The sequence below is a fragment of the Mycoplasmopsis lipophila genome, from assembly GCF_045276895.1.
In the GTDB taxonomy this organism is placed as follows: Bacteria; Bacillota_I; Bacilli_A; order Mycoplasmatales; family Metamycoplasmataceae; genus Mycoplasmopsis; species Mycoplasmopsis lipophila.
The window spans coordinates 496,849-521,750 of record NZ_CP174165.1 but is presented as its reverse complement, the minus strand read 5'-3'; the positions used below and the strand labels follow the sequence as shown (position 1 = coordinate 521,750).

Here is a 24,902-nt window from a genome sequence, read left to right as displayed (position 1 = left end):
ATATATATATATATATATATCATTATTGTTTTAATATGATTGATATTTAGGGGGTGATATGGAGTACTATAATTCAGTTGATACTGAGCTTTTTGAAAAAAAGAAAAAAACCAAAAAAGCTAAAATTATAACTTCTCTTTTAGCCATTGGTTTTGTGACTACTATATCAGTTGGAACATATTTTTTGGTGAAAAATATTAAGCAAAAAAATCATACAAAAAGATATGAAGAAGAAGTCAAAAAATTGAACTCTTTATTGTCTGAATCAAACATCTTTTTGAACACAGAATTTAATACTGAAGAAATAAGAAAAAAGATGAATTATGATTTAATAACAACTATAAATTCTATTGAAAATTATTTACTACAATTAGATGTTTCAAAGAATAAATTATTACCTGAAACTTTAGAAGAAATTTCTAATTTAAGATATAAATTGAAAAAGATATTTTTGAAATCGAAAGAAAACAAAGCTATTTATGACAAGAAGAGAGAAATAATAAATAATTTGTATTCTAATTTAAAAAACTTTTCTGAAAATAAACTTTATAAATATAACTATTGAAAATTTAGAGATGATGTAGAAAATAAATTACAAAGATTTAAGAAATATATTGATTCTGGAAATTATTTTTCTTTAAATGATTTAAACCTTCAAATTGAAAATTTAAAAAGAGAAACTAGTTATTTACTTCAAAACTTTAATGAAAGGGAACAAGTTATCAATGAATTATCTAACTTAATTCAAATTGCTAGAAATTTTGTTGATAATGAATTAAATAAAAATGTGTTTTCTTTATTAAAAATTCAATTGACTAAAGAAATCAATAATTCTGTAGATTATTTGTTTAAAACAAAAATAGTGTCTGATACAGATACTTCAATCACTTTTGATGTTAATGTTGAAACAATTAAAAATCAAATAACTAAATTAAATTCTTTATATTTAGCCACCCTAGAAAAATATAATTTTAGAAACAAAGTATTTAGTGAACTAAAAAGAACTATTTCGAGTGCTGACCAATTTAAAATTCAATTAAGCAAAATTTTAAAATACAAAGAAATTTATGACAAGCTACAAAAAGAAATTCTTAAAGCTACTTATGTACTAAATGATTCAGATTCTAATGAAATAGAATTCCAAAGATCAAAAGTTAATTTAAGTTATTTATTATCAAATATTTCTATTGAAAAAGAAAGAATTGATTATTCATATAATAATTTTCACAATGAACTTCGTAAATTAGTTATGTGAAAAGAAGATATAAGATTAAAAGATTCTTATTTCAAAGAATTATTGGAAGAAGTAAATGAAGAAATTAAAAATAATGAGTTAATTCTTGAAAAACAAGAACTAAAAGAAGAAGAAATTGATTTAAAAACTAAAAATATTCCTAATAAAATATCAGAATTTAAACAAAAACTATCTGTTTTTAAAGATTTTGCTAAAGAATATGATAAAAAAATGATGGATGTTCAGAATAAAATAAATTACACAAATATTAAATTAGAACAATATTGACCAGTAAAAACTTTAAAAACAACAAAAGAGGAAATTGATAAAGAATACCATAAAGGTTCATTTAATAATCAAAACTTTAATGAATGATTACAAAAAATAGATCATGCCCTAAAAGATTATGATGAGAATCTACAACATCAAAAAGATGTTATTGAAAAAATCTTTAAAATTTGAGAAAAAGTACAAGAAAACACTAATTCTATACCAGAACTTTATCATAAAGCTATTACTCAAAAGAAAGATAAAGTAGATACAAATGATACTAAAACATATGAAAGTTTAACTAAAGATTATAAAGGCTTAAAAAATGAAGATATATTAAGTCCTCAATATGATTACGCTAAATTACAACAAATTTGAGAAAAGATGCAACAATTTAAATCTAGATTAGAAGATATCTTAAAAGACTAAAAATTAAAAGCAAATTAAATAAAAACCAAGGAGAAAATTATGCTTTATTTAAATAAAAAAATAAATCAATATATTTTTGAAGAAGATGGTGATTGAGTTGAAGAAGTTTCAGAAGAACAGAATGAGCAAGAACAAACTTCTGGTGATCTTTGAAATGATTCAGATTCTCCTTTCGAAGTAGAACAACCGGATGCTAATGCTCAACAACAAGTATTTAACAACCCTAACCAACAAGCTCAAGCAGCTGCTGCCGCTGCAGCTCAGCAACAAAATTATATGCAACAACAAGCATATATTATGCAACAGCAACAAATGCAAGCCCAACAAATTGCTAGACAACAAGCATATCAAGAGGCTGTAAAAAGAGCAACCACAGAAACTAATTTACAAAAAGCTGCTCCAATGAGCAAGAAAAATAAAATTATTATAGGTTCATCAGTTGCTGGTGGAGTTGTTTTACTTGCGATTTTAGGTGGTTCTTTACCTGCTATTATTAATTCTTCAAAGAATAAAAATGTTATTAAAACTGTTGATAATGAATTTGTTAAAAAACTTGTGGATGTTCAACAATATATTGATAGTATCAAAAACAATCCAAAAAAAATCTATGATTTAAAATATTTAGAAACCTTAGAAAATGTTTTAACAAAAGTTAAAGAAGAAAAAATTAATCTAGAAAAAAACACAAAACCCGCTCTTAAATATAAAAATGATGTTTCATCTTTAATCAATAAATTATCTAATCAACAAAAACAAACTAGTGACTACATTAGAACTTTAGATAATGAATATGAAAAATTCCAAAAAATTCAAGATGAATATGATAATAAACTTCAAAATATGAAATCTCCAGATATTGATGCTTTATATGGAGAAAATGAAGTTTATGATTTTTTCACTGGTTTAGTAGGAAAACAAGGTTCTTTATATGAAAAAATCAATAGAGAAGAATCATCTTTTTCAAAAGCTAGAAAAGCTTTCACTAAATCATTAGAAATAGATGATGCTAAAAAAGTAGTTGAAAAATTAATTTCCGATTGAGGTAATAGATTAGCTGGTTGAGTTAAAGAATTAGATGATCTTAAAACTTTCTACTATGATTTAATGACTATTAGAAAAGACTTAAGAAATAAAATGAATAAAGCAAATTCTACACCAGAAGAAAAGGAACAAGCAAAACAAGCTTTAGTAGAATTAGCAAAATTTCTTTTAGTTGATGAAAATGGTAATAAAAATGAAAATCGTGAAGTTATAAATTATGATGAATGACTTTCTAATCCCCCTACTTTAACTACTAAAAATAAAGCATATTACACTAATATTATCAATATTTCTGGTATTCAATTAAAAATTATTAGACAAGCAATTAATGATTTAGTAACCCCACAAATGAATAAATTAAATGGGTTAAAACAAGAAATTAATGCTAATAGACATTTCCAAATTTTAATGGATGATGTTCAAAAAGCAGTAGCAGAATTTACTCCTAGAACTACACAAATTGGTTCTTTTAAAAATAGAGAAGAAGTTGAAGAATTTGCTAATCAAATTAAGCATAAATATGAAACTTTAGATAGACTTTTCAAAAATTCTGTTGAAAGATTTAATTTCATTTCTGAATTAAATGCTTTGGTTGAAACTTATTTAACCAAAGTTGATACAAGTAATAATGTTAAAGATTTATATGATCGTGCTAGACAAAAACATATTGATTTGCAACAAAATGGTGTAACTGATACTGATTTAAAGAAATATTACTTACCTTTTGGTTTTATTAAATACTATAAAGATCATCAAGCAGCATTATCTAATGATGCATTTTTAGTGTATAACATTATTAAAAAACAAGAAGATATTAATAAAAACATTACTGGTGCTACTTCACCAATCAGATATACTTTAGAAGAATTAGATAATATTTATAATGAATTTTTAGAATCATTTAAACAAACTATTAAAGAAATTGTAGAAATTGAAATTAAACGTACTGAAGCTAAAAATGAAATTCAAAAAGCACATAATTGAAATAATGGTAATTTAGATGCTGCTCCATATAAATATTCAGCGTTTAAAAAAGAAATAGAAGAAGAATTTTTAAACAAAGACACCAAAATTGTTGGTGAATTTTATGATTACCGTGATTATAAAAATAATTTTGCTACTTTAAATGGAGTGATTAATTTCTATAAAGAAGCTTTAAAAGATAATGGAACCGATCCACATAAAAACTTTAAAATTCGTTTAATTCAATTTAGACAATATGTAGATGAAGCTATTAAAGTTAGAGATTGGATTGGTGGTTTTACTTCATTAAAACCAGAAGAAGCGAATAAAAATCCGTTCAAGAATTTTGATAGTCAAAAAACTTTATTGAGAAATGAAGTATCCGTTTTCTTAACTAATGAAACTAATTGAACTTTTAAAACTTTTAAAGAAAAATTTGGTAATGATGCCAATTCTTTAAAATCAAGAAAAGAAAAAATTAATGAACAATATAATATTCTTTCTAATGGATTTAATGATTTAAAAAATAAAATTACTGAATCTGAAACTCTTATTAGTAATTTAACTAATAATGGTTTTACTTATTTGGGAAATGAATTATCTTTAGCTAAAAATGAAGCAAACCTTGCTTATAATTCTAATGCTTTAACTCTTGAAGCTGCATATTATAAAAATGCTCTCAATAAATTGCAACAAGCTATAGAAAAGAATAATCAAGATAAACTTGTTTATGACCAATTAAAAGTTAAAATGGAAAATAAAAAAGTTGAAGCTGAAAACTTATGAACAGCAAATAAAAGTATTGTTTGATTAGAAAACGAAGAAGCAAAATTAGCCGAAGCTTATACTAATTGATTAGTAAATAAATTTGATCCAATTAAAAAATTAGATCTTCAAGAAGCAACTAATGAAGCGAATAAATTTATAGATTCTTTATCTTCTTTAATGAATATTATTACAAATAGAAAAGAAGTTCACACAAGTTTAGAAAAAGGTATTAACAATGCAAAAACTCTTTTACATAATCCCGATCCCGATAAAAGAGTTAAATGAACTAATGAGGGAACTCCAACTCATTACACTCAAATTGGTAAAAGATATGAAGAATATATTACTGAAGCTCAAAATAATCTTAATGTTAAAGATGTAACAACAGAAACTTGACAAAATTATATTAATGGATTATTAACCAAAAAGAATAAACATGATGAAGAATATACTGAATTATTTAATTTAGTTCAAGAATTCAATAAATTAGTTGCAGATTATACAAATACTTTAAATGCTACTAAAACTAATTCAACTAGTATTAAATTTGGTAATCAATCATCACAAAGTTATGATTTAAAATCAGAACTTTATGACATTATTCGTGATGATGAAAAAAATATTCTAGATAATAGTAAAACAAATTTTAATGTTTTAACTAAAACTATTCAAGAATATCAAAATATTAAAAATGATCTTCAAAACAAATTCAATAATCTTTTAACAGACCAAGGTTTATTATATAAACACTATGATGCTATTACTCAATATAATGAAGTAATAAAAAAATATAATAATTTATTTATAGACAATAATACTAAAGGTATTGAAAAAGATTTATTAGAAGAACTAGAATTAAAACTCGGTAACAAACTTGAACAAGTTAAAAATGGTTTATTTTCAGATATTGAAAGAAGTGCTCAAGCAAATAAAAATAATGTTGCTTTTAGTTCAAATAAAAATACTAGAACTAATGAATATATATCTAAAAAGCAAACTATTCAATCATTAGATATTAATAGCAGAATTCAAGAAAGAAAAGAAATTTATACAAATTTATTAAAAGTACATAAACAAACTAAAACATTTAATAAAGAATTATTAAATAAATCCTGAGCTGAAGAAGCAAATTCAAAATATAACAAGGTATGAAAATCTATTCAAAAGAATAGACAAAATAGAATGAAACATCTTTCAACAGTTTTTGCTGAATATTTTGTTAGTGCAACTAATGATAATTACAATCAAAGTAATCAAATTAGTGGTTATTTCACTGAACAATTTAGTCAAAGCGAAGATGAAAAGAAAGATTTTATTTTAAACAATATGTTTGAATATGCTAAAAGTATCTTTGATGAATATGATACTATATCTAATTGAATTAAAGAAGCTAAGAAAAATGTTGAAGAAACAGGACAAGACCTTGCAAAAGCGTATTCAGATATTGAACAAGTTAAAAATATTTTTGATGGTCATTATGTAAGTAACTATGATAAAACAGTTAAACCTCTTTATGATTTATTAAGTGTTTCTTCATACAAAGAAGACAATTTCTTTGAAGAATTTTTATCTTCAAAAACTAATTTAAATGATGATTTAAATAATTTTCAAGATTTAAAAACAAAAGCAATTCAATTTAAAGATTTAGAAAAGACTGAACTTTGATTAAAAAGTGCATTAAAATGATTATGAAGAGAATATGCTGAAAAAGAAATTTTAACAACAGTTATAGAAGAAGAAATTAAACACGAGTTTTATAATGATAATAATAGTAAAATAAAAGAATTATTTAGTAAAAATTTAATTTCTAAAAATATATTTACTACTATTAGAGAAAAATTAAATAATTTCAAATATTTAAGAAATGCACAATATGTTTTAGGTGGTACTAATATAAATATTGAAGGCATATCTTTGAAAGATCTAAAAATAAATGATATTTATAAAGAATTAAAAGATATTTATAAAAATAAATATAATGCAAAATTATTTAATGGTCAAGACAGTTCTGGAATTGGTATTCAAAAATTTAGAGAAATTATTTATGCACAATCTGCTACTTATTCATATCAGGATAAACTTTTAGATAATTCTGGTCAATATTACAATTCAGGTTCTACCTATAAATATTATATAAACCCAAATAAAAATAATAATAACAAATATGATTTTCAAGTTGAAAATGGTTTACTTGATAATTTTGGTAGTACTTTAAATTATGTTGAACAAAATTTTGATACAGAAATTAAAAAAGAAGCAAAAGAATTATTTAAAAAATATAATAATAATTTAAATTATTTAAATAATGGTAATAGTTCTTCTATTTTAACTAATGATATTTCTACCGTTACTTTCGTTAATTTATTAAAAGTTTTAAATACTTTAAAATCAGAAAAACAATCTTTAAAATCAGAAAAAGATTCAGTTACTCAAAAAGTAAATAAAATTATGAATGACAAAATTAATGAAAATATTAAGAAACAAATTAGCAAAGCATTAAATGAATATATGCAAGCTAAAAATATTAATATTCAAAATAACACAACTGGTATTTGATATGAAGAATATCGTTCTAATTTAAAATCATTCATAGACAAATTTACACAAGAAGCTAATCAACATAATTCTGGTTTAAATTTTGCAAAAGAAACTAGTGAATTCTTTACAGAAATTTATGGAATTAAGCAATATGGTAAAGTTTTTCAAACAATGTTAGAAATTATTGAACAAATAAAAAACTTTAATTTATTGAATGAAGCACATAATAATTTTAATGGTATTATTGAAACATTAAAAAAAGATTATTTAGAACAACTTAAAGCAGTGCAAACTAATTTAAATGCTACTGTTGGGAATGATACTAATTTAAAAGATGATATAGATAATGAACTTCTAGAATTAAAAAATAAGGAAAAAGAATTTATAAACATTTTAAATACTGCTAATAAATTTGATGGTATTAATTTACTTCAAGGAAATAAAAATCAAACAGATATTATTAATAAGTATATAAACAAAATTAAAGAATGAAATACAACGTTCGTTACAAAAATGATTAATAATATAAATACTTTTAATTGAGGTAATAAGAAGTGAGATAATAATAATGTTACAAAATCGATAGATGATTTTAAAAAGAAAGTTGAGGAAATTAATAAATTAATTTCTAATAATTCTAAATGAGAATACATACTTAAAAAAGTTTTAGATAAGGTATTTAATAATGATATTTATTTAAATGCGGATAAAAACAAATGAAGTTATATTAATCCTAATAATCACCTAAATTCTAAAGAATGATTAAAAAATATTAGTGAAACAATTTCAGAATTAAATGAAGCAAAGAATGAAACAGCTAAACTTCACAATAATGGAAAATTAGATTCTGGAAAAATTAATTTATATTTAGAAAAATCTAATAAGGCAATCAATTATTTTGATAATGTTAATAATAGATATACCAAAATATTTGATTCATTAGTTTCATTTGTAAATTTCTTTAATAAGGATTTATTAGATTTTTCAAGTAGAGTAAAATTAGGTTCTCATTTTATTGAAGAAAAATTCTTTGCTAATGATTTTAATGCTAATGATATTTCATATGATTATGATTTAACCAAAAACTTAAAAGTATCTGGAAAAAATGAATTAGTATTTAATGATGTTACATTTAATGTATTAAATTTAAATAAAAATAATGAACATGCTTCAATTAATTATCAACTAAAATTTAAATTTAGTGCTACAGAAGAAACAACATATTATGATCAAAAAATGATAAATTATAAATTTTTAAATTTTGATGAAAATAAATTAAATTCAACAAGTAGTTATTCATTTTTAAATTCACTATATAATGAAGATCAAGACGCTATAAAAAATAAAAGTTTAAATAGTAATATTGATTACTCTATAAATAATTTGAATCAAGTAAATGAAGAAACAAATAAATATGATATTACTTCTTTAATTTATTCTGAATATAGACATTTCTTTAATAATGGTATTAATGATTTCAAATATAAATTAAAATTTAATAATTCTAATTATTCATTAACTAAAAATAGTTTTTTAGGTAACAAAATAGAATTTAATACTTTAAATAATCAAACATTTGCAGTTGATACATTAGGAACAAAAATTGATGGCTCAATAAAATTTAGATTTGAATCATTTATTAATAAATATCATAGAAGATTTTTAGAATTATTTGGACTTTTAAGCTTTATAGAAAAGGAAAAAATAGATATTAAAACTAATAATAATTATTCTTTAATTAATTCTAGTGAATTTAAGGATTTAATGTTTTTATTTAGATGATATTTCTTTGCTGTAAATCACAATACTAGAAAAGTTGTTGATAGTTGATTATTAGACAAAATAACAAGAATTTTTAATAACAATGTTGATTTTGAAAAAAATGTTTTAAATGTAGTTGAAGAAGTGATTAAAAATTCATCTATATTAGATGAAATGTTAGCAAAATTAAATGATAAAAAATTTATGAAATTTTCAATTCAAAATATTGTAAATCCTGGTGATAATAGCCAAAGAATAAAAACAGAAATTAGCTATGAAAATTTATTTAATAGTGATGTTTTAGATCAAAAAGATAGTTATATATTAGCGTATAAAAATATGTCATTACCATCATGAGCAACTGATAAAACAAATTATGATAAATTAATGAATAAAACTTTAATTTATAAAGAATTAAATAGTAATATTTCTACTAATCAAAGTATGATAAATGAATATAATTCACTTTTAGATTATAAAAATGATATGTATCATCATACCATAGCAAATTCAATTAAAGAAAAACCATATGACATTGATTTAAAAGACAATACAGAACTTAATGTTAGAAATTCATATATATCTAATTTAAATATAGTTTCTAATCAAACTAATAGTAAATTTAATTTTGAAATAGTTAATTCATATATTGAAAAATTAACTATAGATGAAAATACTGCTCAAAGATTAAAATCAATGAAATTTATTAATTCTTTTATAGGTAAAATTGAAATTAAAGGATCAAACACTACATTAAACTATATTGATAAATTAGAAATTAATAATTCTTTAATAAAAGATAAAAATTCATTATATGCTTTATTAAAAGGTATAAATAATGCAACAAAAGCAACATCTAATTCTACAGCTTTACATTTATTAAATATGTATCAATTAATAGATTTTAGTGGATTTATGAATACATATAATTATAATTATTACAATGAACAAAATAGAGTTAAATTAGGTTATACTGAAGTTAATAACAATTTTAATTTTATTCCTAAAATTAATAATAATAATTTAGGGAATATTGGTCAAAGAAATGAAAATAATGTTGTGAATAATTTTAATGAATTTATAGTTAAAAATACCACCATTTCTAATACTGAATATATAAAATATGCTAACGGAAAAATAATTAATAAAAACTATGATGCTTCAAATGAATTTCAACATCAACAAAAATTTATGAATTTCTTATTAACAAATAATTTTAATAATTTAGATATAAAAAAATATGTACAAGGAAATAGATACTTTAATAAATATGCTTATGCTTACTTCAAAACCTTAAAATATAAATATCAAAACAGTAAACTAGGTAAATGAGAATATAAACAATATAATTATTTAGATACTAAGGATGAACGTGATAGATTTAATAATTATTCTGGTTATTTACATACATACCCTGATAATGTTTCTGATATGGGATATACAGAAAGTGCTGTTACTAAACAAAAATTAAATTATAATTTAATTGCTGCCCAAGTAAATAAATTATTATTTGATAATGTTTATATCAAAGATACAAAAGATAATAATATATTAAGTTATTTAAAAAACCAAAATACTAAATTAAATATAGATGGAAAAGGTACTTTAGTTACTAAGAATGGTAATGAATGAACTTCAAAAGATAAATCACCTATGCCAGGTAGTCCTTATAGAACATACCCTACTGACCCATTATTAGCTAATTATTTAGTAAATAAATCAGCTATAAATAAAACTGGTGATGAATTATTTAATTTTAATAGAATAACAGAAATTAATAATTTCTATAATCTTTTCTTCTATATGAATGATCAATTAACCTTCAATGAATTTAAAATTGAAAATAGTTTTATATCAGGAGAAGATAATTCACAAATTAAATATAGAAGTAATGATTTACAACAAGAACATTCAGTTGATTGGAAAAATAATAATAACTTTACTGAATTTTAATAAATTAACAAAATTAAAAACACATCAAGTGATGTGTTTTTTTATTTATTGAAGACAATTAAATTTTAGTTTTAATAAAATCTAAAATTTCATCTTTGATATCTTTATTATCTAAAGCATAATCGATATTAGCTTTAACAAAACCTTCCATTGAACCCAAATCATATCTAATACCATCAAAAATTAATCCATAAATTTTTTGATGGTATTTTTCTTTTAAAATTTTAAAAGCATCTACTACTTGTAATTCCTTATTTTTATTAATTTTAATATTGGATAAGATATCTAATATTTCAGGATTAAAAACATATCTTCCTAAAATTGCTTTATTAGAAGGGGCGTTTTTAGGTTCTGGTTTTTCGATAGCGTCTTCTATTTCAAAAAGTTTTGTTTCTTCATTGAGATTATTTATTGGTTTTACAATTCCATATTTGTGAATATCTTTCTCTTTAACTTCTTGCACTCCTAAAATATTTTGACCATTACTTTGATAATATGCCTCTATTAACTGTTTAATAGCTGGAACTTTTCCTTTTATTAAATCATCTCCTAAAATTACAGCAAAGGGTTCATTATGAATGTAAGCTTTAGCACAAGCTAAAGCATGACCTAATCCTAATTGTTCAGTTTGAATAACTTTAGTAATAACGTTTAAATTAGTGTGTTTGATTTCTTCTAATAAATCAAATTTGTTTTTTTCAACTAATTCTGTTTGCAATTCATAATCAACATTAAAATAATCTATAACATTATGTTTTCGATTACTAATAATAATGATAATTTCTTCAATATCAGATTTTAATGCCTCTTCTACCAATAAATCAATTAGAGGACGGTTTAAAATGGGAACTAATTCTTTATGAATAACTTTAGTTAAAGGTAAAAATCTTGTTCCTCAACCAGCAGCAGGAATAATTAATTTTTTTATTTTTTTCATTTTTTATTTTTCCTTTTTTATATTTATTTATAGAGAAAAAAGTAAATTATTTGTTATTATTTTGTTCTTTTAATTTTTGTTGTTTTTTAGATAACATTTTCTTTTCTGTGTGGTTGATTAGTCTTTTAATATTACTATGATGAGAAACAATTACAATTAAAGCAATAATAGAATAAATAATTCCTTGGAGATATCAAAATTTAGTGATTTCTCCACCTATAAAACCTAAGACATTAATTCATTTTCCAGAAAAGTTTAAAATCATTCATGGAATAAAAATAAAAGGAATCATTAAAAAAGCAGTTAAAATTGAAGCTAGTGAAACATATTTTCAAATAAAAAAGACACTAAAAAAGATAATAGCAGCAATTAGAAAGATTAAAGGATTTAAACTCATTAAAAAACCAACACTAGAAGCTACACCTTTTCCTCCTTTAAAATTATGATAAAGAGGAAAGATGTGTCCTATTATTACACCTAAACCAATGATATGTGAAAAAAGATAATATTTGTTAACAAAGCTTGGAATTACATGATTAAAAATAGATACAGTAATGAGAATAGGAATAAGAGATTTTAAAGCATCAAAGATAAAAACAATTAAAGCAAATTTAACTCCATAAGTTCTTAAACTATTGGTAGCCCCAGCATTTCCACTATTATGATTTCTAACATCATCTTTTTTATATCTTTTGCTGAGAATAATTGCAATGTTAAATGAACCTATTAAATAACCTAAAATAGCAAGAGAAAGATTTAATAATATACTATATAAAATAAACATATTTATTTAAATAATTTTAATTTAGGATTATTTCTATAACAACGTCCTTCTTTTGCTTCAGGTTTTCCATTTAATAAAGTTGCATCGGCAGAAAAGTTAGAAACTAGTTTAAACATTGCCTGTCCTACACCATAAAAATCTACTGGAGCATTTTCGTCTTCAAAACTTTTAATTTTTTGAGCATCAAAACCTGAAGAAGCAACAATTTTTACTTCTTTAGCCCCTACATTATCAAGAGCATTACGTAAGTTTTTAACTAATTCTACATTTACTCCATAATGTGGTTCAGTTCCATCAAACATATGATCTATCATATTTTTAGATGTATCTATTCTTACAGCATAAAGTTTATCTTGTAATTTTTCATAAGAAGATAAAGCATCTGCTATCACATTATTGTGGTAATCAACTAAAGAAATGATTTTGTTTTGAGGAAAAATTTTAGCATATGCTTCCATTGCTTTAGTAGTGTTTCCAGCAAAATTTTGAATTAAAATGTGAGGAACTGAACCAAAAGTGTTAATGTGATGATAAACATTTTGTGCTTCAGTAGAAACCATATCGATTCCTCCTAATGCTACAGCTTTACCATCTATTTCTTGCATTAAATAATGGTCTGCACGATCTCCCATAAAAATAACTTTTTTATTTTTCGCTGCTTTTACACATTCATAAGCATTAGTTGCTAAAGAACTACTTCTTGATAAAATCCCATCTATCATTCCTTCATATTTTCCAAAATCTTGATAATGCCCTTCTAATTCAAGAACAATTTCTAAGTTAGAAATTTTAGTTCCTTCCGGTAAATATTTAATAATATATTTACTAGTATCGGTATGTTCTTTTAATAATGCTAAAACTTCATCCATTCCTCCTAAAATTGCTTCATCTTTTCTTTGAAAAAATTGAAGAGTAATGATGTTGTTTGGATTTTCGCTTTTTAAAATTTCAGTAGTTTTATGAAAATAACTAGCAATATATTTGTCCAAATTATTTTTGTTTTTCATATGTCTCATTTCTATGATTTGATAATTTTTAAATAAAATTAGGTTTAACAAAAAATTAAACCTAATAATTATATTAAATTAACCTTTAATTTGCTTATTATAATATACACTTAATTCAGATAATAGGTCATCACTAATAGGTTTAATAGAAATATGTTTACCAGTGATTTCATATAATTTTTTAGCTCTTTGTTCAAAATCTTTATCTTCATTTTCAAAATAATTTTCATATATGTGTTCATATTCCAAGCGATTTGTAGGAGTATAACCAATATAATTAAAATTTTGAAATCCAGGATTAGAATTAGATTCATAAATGGAAGGTCTATTTTCTTCATTAGGATATGTTTTATTTAAGTTATCTTGTAAAATCTTTTGTTCTTGCAAAATTTGTTCTTTAGCAATTTTATATATATTCTTTATTTTATCTAGATGTTCAACACTATTGGGATTGTTTAAAATTTCTGTAGATTTATCTTTATAAACATCTTTAGCAACTTGATAAATTTTGGTATAGTTAGACATTCAAGTTTTTCTTGCTATTTCATATACTTCATTATCAATATTTTTATTCTTATTATTTGCTAAAACAAATCCATCTACTAATAATAAATTTTTACGAGGTTTGATGTATCTAATAGTTCCATTTTTAACATTTTTGAAGTTATCTTCTGAATAAAATGCATCTATCCCATCACCGTTATACATAATTGCAGCATTAATTTTGGAATTAGGATTTAAAAGTAAATTTAATAATTCTAATCCATCAGATTTAAAGTTAATATGCTTATCATCATTAACTGAATATGAAGTTCCATCTTGAATAAGTTTAATAAAGTTTTTAATTAATTCTTCATATGTATCAGGATATACACTTCCTGTAGCTTCAGTATCTTTTTTCTCATCATCTTCTAAGTTAGCTTGATAAGCAGAACCATAAATTAAATTATCTCTAATTGCATTAGTTATAGCTCAAGAGTTATAACCTTCTTCTTTTAAAGTTCTTAAAATGTCAATCATCGGTAAGGTTCCATTAGCATCAACATTTTTAAAATTTACATCTTTTGCAGGTTTTTTGAGTTTGCTTGGATTGTAAGCAATAATAGTATCTTGTGAATAGTATGGTAAAAAATACTCTCATAAATGTCTAGGTTTGGGATTACCATTTTCATCTTTATAAACATTTCCTCAATAATCAGTAGTTAAATATTTATCATAACTTAGCATATGTTCTCATATATCTTTTCTTAAAAAAGCTTCTGGAGATTTAATACCTTTACCAAATATTTTTTCATAATCTATTTTTTTAAGAACATTTTTTTTAATTAAATTAACCGCTTGTGAATCGCTACCTATTCCAGCAACAGCTTTATTAGTTAAAATTGCTTTGGTAAATTCTGAAATTTCACCAAATTCTTTATAATCAAATTTTTGATTAATTTTTTTGATATTTTCAGGTGACATATATGATTGATATCCATAAAATGAAGGTTTAAATTTATTAGATATTTTAATACTAATCATAGAAATTAAAATTGCAAATAAACCTATAATAAAGGCAAAAAAAGCAAAAGTTTTGGTAAAAATTTTATGTTTAAAAAATTTTTTTATTTTAGAATTTTTTTCTTCTTTTTCTAAATCATTATTTTCTTTCATTTTTTTCTCCTTTCTTATTTTTGCTAGTTTTAATTATTATGTAAATTACATTAACAAATAAAGTAATAGTTAATAAAGAAGCCCCTACTACTAATCCTCATGGTTTAAAAGTTCCTTCATATAATTTAGTACCTAATGTAGAAGCATTAGAAACAGTACGCATAATAATAAAATCATCAAAGCTTAAAAAGGTAGAAACCAAAGTAACAAAAATTATAGAAGGAATCATATAAATAAAATAAGTTTTAAATCATGATCTAATTTTTGAATAACCCAAATCTTGTGAAGCTTCTAATAAACTAATGTTAAATTTACTACTACGAGGATACATTAAAGTAATTCCATAAGGTAAAGCCATAATAGAATGAGCAATAATAGCTCTTATGATTCCTTCTCTTGCAAAAGATAAAGTTCCAAAGAATAAACCAAAAATTAAAAACATTCCAATGGCAGTAATATTATCAGGATTGATAAAAGGAATATTGTTAATGCTTTTTACAATTTTTCCATAAGTTTTATTTCTTTGTTTTCACATTCCAAAAACAGTAATTAAAGAAATGGAAACTACAATAATAGAAACAAAAAATGCAATAATAATCGAATTTATTAAAGCAATTCCTCTACCTTCATCTAGAAAATGTTTTCAAGTGTTAGTAGTAAAACCATTTCAAACATTATTTAAATAACCTTTTTCAGTAGGCTTATTAAAAGAAAAAACCACTGCAAAAGTTAAAGGAATATAAGTTAATAATAAAATTAAATAAAGATAGGAGTTTTTTAAAATTTCTTTAAATTTAGACATTTTTTTCTCCTCTATTTTTAATTAATTTAATAATTAATTTAGGTAAAAAAATGATTGCTGAATAAGTACCTATAAAAATAATTGAAACAACTAAAACCAAAGTACTACCTAAACTTAAATCATATTGATTAGAAGGATTAGCATAATCATTAATAATTTCTCCTATCATTTGAAGTTGTGAACCATTAGGTAAAAGTTTTGAACTAATGACAAAAGTGGTAGCAGAAGCTAAAAAGATTAATCCAAAACCACTTAAAATAGCTTTAAACCCATAAGGTAATACAACTCTAAATAAAGTTTGAAAACTATTGTATCCCAAATCTTGTGAAGCTTCAATAATGTTTTTTGGCATATCTTTAAAAACACTATATAAAGGCATAATCATATATGGTAAGTTTAAATAAGTTAAAGCTAAAATCATAAATCACTCAGCATTTAGAGATTCTTCTTCAAAAACTGATAAGAAAAATCCACGGATTGCATAAATTTTAGCAATGGTAAAAATCATCATTGGAGTAAGAATAAAACTTAATCCATAAATTTTTAAAGCTTTACTTTTAGTAGCGGAAATAAAATAAGCATAAGGAAAAGCAATAAAAAGACAAATTATTGCAGAAATAATTCCTATTTTTAAAGAACGCCAAATAATTTTTCAAGTAGTTAATTGTTTAATTAATTGTCAAGAATCAAAATTACCTCTAGGTGTTAAAGCATTAATGATAATTAAAATAATTGGTAAGATGATTAAAAAGATAGCAATTAAAGCATAAGGTAATAAAAAGAGTAATCTTTTATTTAAACCAAGTTTATTTTTAATTTTTGAATTCATTAGATTCATAATCCCATTTGCTATCTTTGTTCATTAAATGTATAGAATCATCAGTTCAACTTAAATAAACAATTTGTCCAACTTCAAATTTTTTAGCAGTTTCAACATAGATAATATCTTTGGTAGGAAGTTCTAATTTAATGTAATAATAACTACCACGGTAAGACATATTTAATATTTTTGATTTAAGTTTTTCATTTTTTTCATCACTTAAATAAATATCAATATCTTCTGGTCTTATTAATACATCTACTTCAGTATCTTTTTTAAATTGCTCATCATTATGAATGGTAGGAAAAGTAAAATTATTAAATAGACTTACTTTTCCATTTCCTAAATAGGTTCCATTATAAATATTAGAATCACCAATAAATGAAGCTACTCATTTATTAATTGGATAATCATAAATTTGTTTAGGAGTATCATATTGTTCTATTCTTCCACCTCTCATAATAGCTATTTTATCTGAAAGTTCCAAAGCTTCATCTTGATCATGAGTTACAAAAATAAAAGTTTTTTGTAGTTTTTTTTGTAAAGTTCTTAGAAGCACTTGCATTTTTTGGCGAATTTTTGCATCTAAAGCAGATAAAGGTTCATCTAATAAAAGAATTTCAGGTTCAATAACTAAAGATCTTGCTAAAGCAACTCTTTGTTTCATACCTCCAGAAAGTTGAGAGATAGATTTTTTTTCTGATCCTTCTAATCCTACTAATTGAATAATTTTATGAAATTCTTTATCCATTTCTTCTTTGGTTATTTTTCTTGTTAAATATTTATTTTCAAACTTTTCAGTTTGTTGTAAAACATAACTATCTCAATAAGAATAATTAAAATCAGATTTATCAAGTCATTTTAATCTTCTTTTATATTGAATAGAATTTGACTTCATTTTTTTCATCTCAGCAGCATATTGTTCTTGTAATTTATCTAATTTAGCCATTTCTGTTTTAGCTTTTTTATCTCAAATTACTTGTTTATCTGCTAAAAGTTTTTCATACTTAGGATTAATTATTTCTTTAGGATATCTTTTGAGAGCAAGACCATATTTAACATTTCCTTCAACATTTAAATGAGGGAATAAAGCATAATCTTGAAAAATAGTTGATAAATCCCTTTTATGAGGTGGTAAATCTTTTATATCAATTCCATAAAATTGAATTTCTCCTCTAGTAGCTCTTTCAAAGCCTGCTATTAATCTTAAAATTGTAGTTTTTCCAGAACCTGAAGGCCCTAATAAGGTAACAAATTGTCCTTTCATAATGTCTAAGTTAACGTTATCAAGAACAACTTTATCATCAAATTCTTTTACAACGTCTTTTAGTTGAATTATGTAAGGACTTTTATTAGTTTTTATCATAAAAATCTCCTTAATTATTATTAATATAGATATAAATAATTATGTGAGGAGGCTAAATCATATAAATTTTGGCTATATTCAATAGTACTAAAAGGAAGATCGGAAGTTAGATCTTCATTATTTATTAAAAGTATAAATTTTGTCTTTTTACTATATAAATTTAAAAACCAAAAATCATTATTCATAATGAAAATTATTATATATTTTTACTTAAAAAATATATTATTTTTCTTTTTTTAATATTAAAAATATTAGTAATTATTTAAGAATAATTTATCAATAATTTTATTATGATAATTTTTTAGTTGATATATTGAATAAAAACTTTTGTCTTAAAAAAAGTAGTTTTTTTAAGACAAAACTACTTATTATTTTTATGATATTCTTGAATTTCTCTAGTATGAAATAATTTTAACATTTTAATATCTTCTTCAATTGGTTTTAATCTTTGATCTAAATATTCTTTAGTAACCATTTGTTGTTTTATTAATGAAATTTCATTTTTAATAAGTTTAATTTTTTCATCAAAAATTTGAATGACATCTTGTTTAGAAAGTGTATTTTCAATCACCACAGTTTTAATAATGTTAGTTAATTCTTTAATAGTTAAGTTTCCTACTGCCATATCAGGTTCCTTTGTTGGTTCTATTACTTTTAATTTATTTAACTTACAATCAATGATAAATCTTGTTAATTGTTTTTCATCAATATTAATCATATTATATTCAACATCATCATATTTAGAAATTTCTTTAAAAAGTGATGTTTTATTTAATTTTTTTGTTTTCTTTTTTTCTCCTTTCAAAAAAATTTTAATTAATTTTAAAAATAGGAATTTTTTTATTTTTTAAATTTTGTTTAAAAAATTCTAGTTCTTCTTTTAAAACAATAATTTTATCTCTATCAATTTTAATTTGTTGTCTCAATTCTAAAATATCTAATGCTTCAATGGTTGACATAGTTGCTATTTCAATTTCTCCTTTTGTATAATTAGGGTCAAAATTTATATAAGTATTTTCAGTAGTTTTAGAATTTACGTGTCCTAATAATTTTGCTACTGTTTTTCTGAATTTCTTAAATTTTTTCATGCTTGAGTAGCAAAATTATATCTAAGAATATGGGTAGAAATAGTATGTTTAAAATTAGGGATTTCTTTTCTTTACAAAGCAAGAAAATTTGTAAAATAAATTTTTAATAGCTTTTGGTTTTAGATCTAGATTTAGTTTTAGAATATTATTTCTTAAATTTTCAAATATTCCATGATTAGGAATGTTAAATATTCTAGTATTACCTTTTTTAGCTACATTAATATTTATATTTCAATTATTTCTTTTTAATTCATTTCAATCTATATTTTTTCATTCACTTACTCTAATTCCATTTGAAAGAAAAATTAAAAAAATATTTTCAAATTTTAAATTATTATAGTTTTTAACTTCTTCTAGAATAAAGGATAATTCATTTTTAGAAAAAGCTGTTCTTGTGCCATTTATTCATTTAAATTTTTTTATTTTAGTTTCAGTAATAAAATCTTTATTAATATTACTCAATCAATTTATAAAAATTTTAAAAATTGATCTTCTTGTGAAATTAGAATTGTCCGAATCATTATTAGTTAAAATTTCATTAATTTGTTCTAGCAAATCATTATAGTTTTTCCAGTTTTTAATTTATTTAAAACTTGTTTATAAGTTTTTAAAGTTACTAAACTTCTACTTTTATTTTTGATTAAAATTTCATATTCAGCATAAAATTTGGTTAAAAAATATTCTTTATTTTGCATTTTAATATTGTTCCTTGCTTGAATAAATAAAAAAATATACTAAAAATCAATATTTTTAATTATTTGAGAGTATAAAAAAATAAGAAATATTATTTCTTATCTATGGTTTTAATAAGTTTTTTTATTATTTTTTTTATCTTTAAATAATCAAAAAATATATTGTTTATGGTTTCATGATATTCGGTTATTAATTGATATTCTATAATAATTTGATTATTAAAATTATTTTTTTTAACAATGATTTGATGATTATTGTTAGTTTTAATTTTAAATAAATAATGAAATAAATCATTTTTAAAATTAATTATTTCAAGAGAAAAATCATTCTTTTTTAAATCATTTTTTTTAAGAATGTCTAATCAATCATTTTTTAATTCTTTAATTTTTACTTCCTTATTTTTAAAGATAATTTCTCCTAAATTATCTTTTAGTTGTTCTCATTTATAAGTTAATAAATTATTTCTATTTAATAAACTATTAAACATTCAAATTAAACAAACTAGAAAGTAATAATTATCATAATAAAAGAAAAATCTAGGGTTAGGTATAAAACGATTTTCATTATAGTAGAATAAACAATTTGGATTTTTTATAAGCTGATCTAGGTCATCATTTTCATATTTAATATTAACTTTATATCTATTTAATAATATTTTCAAAGTTTTTGGAGCATTAACTGGTAGAACAACAAAAAAGTTATTTAAATTCATTTCACCATCAATTTTTAATTCTTGTAAGAAAAAATCCAAATATATAAGAGATAAATTATGGTTATTTAAATATAAATATTTTTCTTTTAGTCGAGTAATAACTGTTAAATTATTATTACTATCAAAGTTGAAAATATTATTAATTTTTTTATTTCTATAAAATAAATTCCCAATTAATTTATTTTTATAAAGATAATGAATATTTTTTTCTTTAATATAGTTTTTTAAAAATTGCTTATTATAACGATTTAAAAGAAATTCTGTCTCATTAAGACAATGAATATTTTTTGAATTAATTAAATTAGTAGTTTTGTATCTTTGTTTAATGTTTCTAAAAGCTTTTAATAAATGGTTATTAGAAGTATATTCATCCAAATAAAAATCATAGTCAATGGGTAAGGTTTTATTTTCCTTATAATCTAAATTATTTAAATCATTATTTTCTAAATATTCAAATAATTCTTTAATTTTTATGTCTAATAAAAAGTTATCAAAACCTCGTTTAAAATTGTAAATTAATATATCAACTACATCTTCTTTTTCATAATAATTAAAATGGATTAAATAATCCATATTCATCTTTTTTGAAGCATAATAAGCAAAATTAAAATTAGAAATATTACTATTATTAAATTGATAAATTTGATGTTCAATTAAAGATAATTTATCTTTAAAATGATTTAAACTTTTAAAATTAAATTTTTCATTTTCTATTGAAATAAAAATTTTTTGGCTTTCATTTTGAAATACAATTTCATTTAAAGCTTGAGCTAATCAAGAAGCTGAATATTCATTAAAATTAGCAAATCCATATTTTTTATTAAAAATAATATGATGGTTTTGATACATTGGTAAACTAAGAAAATAGTCTTCATATTTTACTAAATTAGAAAAAACTCTATTTAGTAATGAAGACTTTTCTTTATTATTTTTAAAAAAATTAATTCATTGTTCAGCTTTTAACTTCATAAAATAATTTTATAACTATTCTTTTTCTTCTATCATTGCATTATCATCATAATCTTCTGAAGATGCTTCATCATCTAGTTGATATTCTTTAGTTTGACTTTTAATGTTATCGATAGTCATAGTTGCAGCTTTTGTTGCTTCTGGATCAGTTTGTTCATTATTTTTAATAATTTCAATAGCTACAATTTCTTCTTTATTTTTAAGGTTCATTATTTTAACACCTTTAGTAGCTCTACCAGTTTCAGAAATTTGACTAATAGCTGTTCTAATTGTAGTTCCATTAGAAGTAATAATTAATAATTCATCTTGTGGATTAACAAAACGTGCAAAGATTAAAGATCCAGCTTTGTTAGCATTTAGACCCATAACCCCTTTTCCACCACGTTTAATTAATCTGAATTGATCAGGACCGGTTAATTTTCCATAACCTTTTTTACCAATAGTTAAAATTAATGCTCCTTCAGAAGAGGTAGAAGATGAAATTACTTGAAGTCCAGGATCTAAACGCATTCCAATAACTCCAGTTGCGGTTCTAGAAATAGGTCTGAAATCACTCGCATTAAATTTAATTACCCGACAATCATTATTAGCTAATAATACTAACTCATCATCAGTTAATATTGAAGCTCTTACTAATTCGTCACCTTCTTTTAAGTTAAATGCATATTTTCCATTAGCATTAATTCTTTGATATTCTAATAGTGAAGTTTTTTTAATAACACCAAATTTAGTAGTAGTGAATAAATAACGATCTTCACTATAATCATCTACCGGTAACATAGATATAATGTTTTCATTATTTTTAGTATCAAGAGAAGGAATAATGTTAATAAATGGGGTTCCTTTTGATTGTTTAGTTAAATCAGGAATTTCATGTGCTCTAATTCTATAAACTCTTGCAAAGTTTGAAAATAATAATAAATCTGTATGAGTGGTAGTGGTTACAATAGAAGCTATATCATCATCAGAATAGGTTTTCATTGTATTCATACCTACTCCACCACGATTTTGAATACGATATTCTTCAAGATCCATTCTTTTTACATAACCTTTTACCGAAGTAGTGATAACAATATCTCTTTGAGGAATTAAATCTTCATCTGTGATGTTTCCTGCGGCTTCGCTATCAATAATTGATTTACGTCTATCATTGTATTTGTCTTTAATTTCTAATAATTCTTGAACAATTAAATCAATTAATTTATTTCTATCTGAAAGAATTTCTTTGATGTGAGAAATTTCTTTCATAAGTTCTGCCATTTCCTCAAGCATTTTATCAATAGATAGACCTGTTAAACGACCTAAACGCATGTCTACAATAGCTTTAGTTTGTTTATCTGATAAATTAAATCTTAAAGCTAATTTTTCTTGAGCTTCAAGATCGGTTTTAGATCCTCTAATAATTTTGATTACTTCATCAATATTTTGGATGGCAATTTTTAAGCCTTCTAAAATATGTAATCTTTCTTCAGCTTTGCCTAAATCGAATTGTAATCTTCTAGTTACAACACTTTCTTGGTGTTCAAGATAAACTTCTAAAGCTCTTTTTAGATTTAATAATTTTGGTTCTCCATTAACTAAAGCAACAAAGTTAACATTGTAATTAACTTGTAGAGGAGTAGTTTTAAATAATTTATTTAAAATGATGTGTGGATTAGCATTTTTCTTAATGTCAATAACAATTCTAATTCCTTCACGTGAAGATTCATCTCTTAAATCAGCAATACCTTCAATAGTTTTATCTTTTACTAATTCTGCTATTTTTTCGATGATTAAGGTTTTTTTAATTTCATAAGGAATTTCAGTTACAATGATTTTACTTTTACCATTTGCTAATTCATCAATACGAGTTTTTGATCTTAAAGGAATTGCTCCTCTACCAGTAGTATAAGCATCATAAATTCCTTTAGTTCCTAAAATAATTCCGCCAGTAGGAAAGTCAGGTCCTGGTAAATGTTTCATTAATTCTTCAATAGTGATTTCAGGATTTTTAGCTAAAGCTACAGCAGCATCAATAGTTTCTCCTAAGTTATGAGGTGGAATACTAGTAGCCATACCAACAGCAATTCCTGTTCCTCCAGATACTAATAAGTTTGGAAAACGAGAAGGTAAAACAGTTGGTTCTTGTTCACTAGCATCATAGTTATCAATAAAATCAACTGTATCTTTTTTAATTCCATCTAACATTTCTGAAGCAATTTTAGCCATTCTTGCTTCAGTATAACGCATAGCAGCAGCTTGATCACCATCAATAGAACCAAAGTTACCATGTCCATCAATTAATGGATATCTCATTGAGAAATCTTGTGCCATACGCACCATTGCTTCATATACAGAACTATCACCATGTGGATGATATTTTCCTAATACGTCCCCTACAATACGAGCACTTTTACGGTGTTGAGTAGAATATGAAATTCCTAGTTCATTCATATCATACAAAATACGTCTATGTACAGGTTTTAAACCATCTCTAGCATCTGGTAAAGCACGAGCTACAATAACACTCATTGAGTATTCAAGAAAAGAATTTTTCATTTCTTTATGAATATCAATTGGTTCAATTCCATTTTCTGGTTTATCTATAATTTGTGATTGAACAATATATTCTGGTTTGTTTTGTGGAATATATTCTTCTTCATCTTCTTCAACTTTTTTTTCTTCTTTAACAAAAACTTTTTTTAATTCGTCTTTGTCATAATTTAAAATATCATCTTCATTAAAATCATTGTTTAAAACTTCATTTTTTTCTGCAATTTTAATTTCTTTTTGTTTTGCTTTAGCCATAAAACTCCTCATCTTTTTTAAGGATATTTATTAATAATAAATATGATTTTTATTATAACATATAAGCAAATATAAGCAAAAAAATGAGATTTTTTAAGGTTTTTTAAACCTTATTTTTGGTTAGTTTTTGTTTAATATTTGGAAAAATAGGAATTTTTAAAAACAATAATTTTTTATAAATTATTTAGTTTTATAACACATAGATTAAATAAATTGCCCCCTATTTATAGCAATAAAATATTTTTTGGTTATATTTTTTTATGTATTAAAATATATATAAATTATTAATGAATAAAAAAGACACTAGTCTAATGTTAATAATTT

15 protein-coding genes are annotated in these 24,902 nt (G+C 22.7%); 2 read left to right on the top strand and 13 right to left on the bottom strand.

What is annotated here, in order from left to right; translation table 4 throughout:
* Positions 1 to 58: 58 nt before the first annotated feature.
* Together ACJA27_RS02300 and ACJA27_RS02295 are read left to right on the top strand one after the other, a co-directional pair.
* Positions 59 to 1,933, top strand: a complete 1,875-nt coding sequence (locus tag ACJA27_RS02300; protein ID WP_406617689.1) for a hypothetical protein — start codon at positions 59 to 61, stop codon at positions 1,931 to 1,933.
* A 39-nt stretch (positions 1,934 to 1,972) separates the two neighbouring features.
* A complete protein-coding gene (locus tag ACJA27_RS02295) occupies positions 1,973 to 10,957 on the top strand; it encodes a hypothetical protein (protein WP_406617688.1) in 8,985 nt (2,994 codons plus the stop codon).
* 58 nt (positions 10,958 to 11,015) lie between these two features.
* Here the strand turns inward: ACJA27_RS02295 and ACJA27_RS02290 are convergent, their stop codons facing one another.
* From ACJA27_RS02290 to gyrA, 13 genes are all read right to left on the bottom strand, one after another.
* Positions 11,016 to 11,894, bottom strand: coding sequence for a UTP--glucose-1-phosphate uridylyltransferase (locus ACJA27_RS02290; protein WP_406617687.1), 879 nt, complete (start codon positions 11,892 to 11,894; stop codon positions 11,016 to 11,018).
* Between the two features lie 46 nt (positions 11,895 to 11,940).
* Positions 11,941 to 12,678 (bottom strand): glycerol-3-phosphate 1-O-acyltransferase PlsY, encoded by a 738-nt coding sequence (gene plsY, locus ACJA27_RS02285; RefSeq protein ID WP_406617686.1) that lies wholly within the window; start codon positions 12,676 to 12,678, stop codon positions 11,941 to 11,943.
* A 2-nt stretch (positions 12,679 to 12,680) separates the two neighbouring features.
* Positions 12,681 to 13,685: a nicotinate phosphoribosyltransferase gene (locus ACJA27_RS02280; RefSeq protein ID WP_406617685.1), complete on the bottom strand. Its 1,005-nt coding sequence runs from the start codon at positions 13,683 to 13,685 to the stop codon at positions 12,681 to 12,683.
* Between the two features lie 78 nt (positions 13,686 to 13,763).
* Positions 13,764 to 15,341 (bottom strand): hypothetical protein, encoded by a 1,578-nt coding sequence (locus tag ACJA27_RS02275; RefSeq protein ID WP_406617684.1) that lies wholly within the window; start codon positions 15,339 to 15,341, stop codon positions 13,764 to 13,766.
* A complete protein-coding gene (locus ACJA27_RS02270; RefSeq protein ID WP_406617683.1) occupies positions 15,328 to 16,143 on the bottom strand; it encodes an ABC transporter permease in 816 nt (271 codons plus the stop codon). The genes ACJA27_RS02275 and ACJA27_RS02270 overlap by 14 nt, the downstream gene beginning before the upstream one ends.
* A complete protein-coding gene (locus ACJA27_RS02265; protein WP_406617682.1) occupies positions 16,136 to 16,972 on the bottom strand; it encodes an ABC transporter permease in 837 nt (278 codons plus the stop codon). Before ACJA27_RS02265 ends, ACJA27_RS02270 begins: the two co-directional genes overlap by 8 nt.
* A complete protein-coding gene (locus ACJA27_RS02260; protein ID WP_406617681.1) occupies positions 16,956 to 18,329 on the bottom strand; it encodes an ABC transporter ATP-binding protein in 1,374 nt (457 codons plus the stop codon). The genes ACJA27_RS02265 and ACJA27_RS02260 overlap by 17 nt, the downstream gene beginning before the upstream one ends.
* Before the next feature lie 361 nt (positions 18,330 to 18,690).
* The gene (locus ACJA27_RS02255) at positions 18,691 to 19,134 is read right to left on the bottom strand and encodes a hypothetical protein (protein ID WP_406617680.1); all 444 of its coding nucleotides are present in this window, start codon (positions 19,132 to 19,134) and stop codon (positions 18,691 to 18,693) included.
* A 7-nt stretch (positions 19,135 to 19,141) separates the two neighbouring features.
* Positions 19,142 to 19,417, bottom strand: coding sequence for a hypothetical protein (locus ACJA27_RS02250; RefSeq protein ID WP_406617678.1), 276 nt, complete (start codon positions 19,415 to 19,417; stop codon positions 19,142 to 19,144).
* Between the two features lie 54 nt (positions 19,418 to 19,471).
* The gene (locus ACJA27_RS02245) at positions 19,472 to 19,972 is read right to left on the bottom strand and encodes a hypothetical protein (RefSeq protein WP_406617677.1); all 501 of its coding nucleotides are present in this window, start codon (positions 19,970 to 19,972) and stop codon (positions 19,472 to 19,474) included.
* Positions 19,966 to 20,112: a hypothetical protein gene (locus tag ACJA27_RS02240; RefSeq protein WP_406617676.1), complete on the bottom strand. Its 147-nt coding sequence runs from the start codon at positions 20,110 to 20,112 to the stop codon at positions 19,966 to 19,968. The genes ACJA27_RS02245 and ACJA27_RS02240 overlap by 7 nt, the downstream gene beginning before the upstream one ends.
* Before the next feature lie 89 nt (positions 20,113 to 20,201).
* Positions 20,202 to 21,791: an MAG5620 family putative phospho-sugar mutase gene (locus ACJA27_RS02235; RefSeq protein WP_406617675.1), complete on the bottom strand. Its 1,590-nt coding sequence runs from the start codon at positions 21,789 to 21,791 to the stop codon at positions 20,202 to 20,204.
* Between the two features lie 15 nt (positions 21,792 to 21,806).
* Positions 21,807 to 24,578, bottom strand: coding sequence for a DNA gyrase subunit A (gene gyrA, locus ACJA27_RS02230; protein WP_406617674.1), 2,772 nt, complete (start codon positions 24,576 to 24,578; stop codon positions 21,807 to 21,809).
* Positions 24,579 to 24,902: the final 324 nt, after the last annotated feature.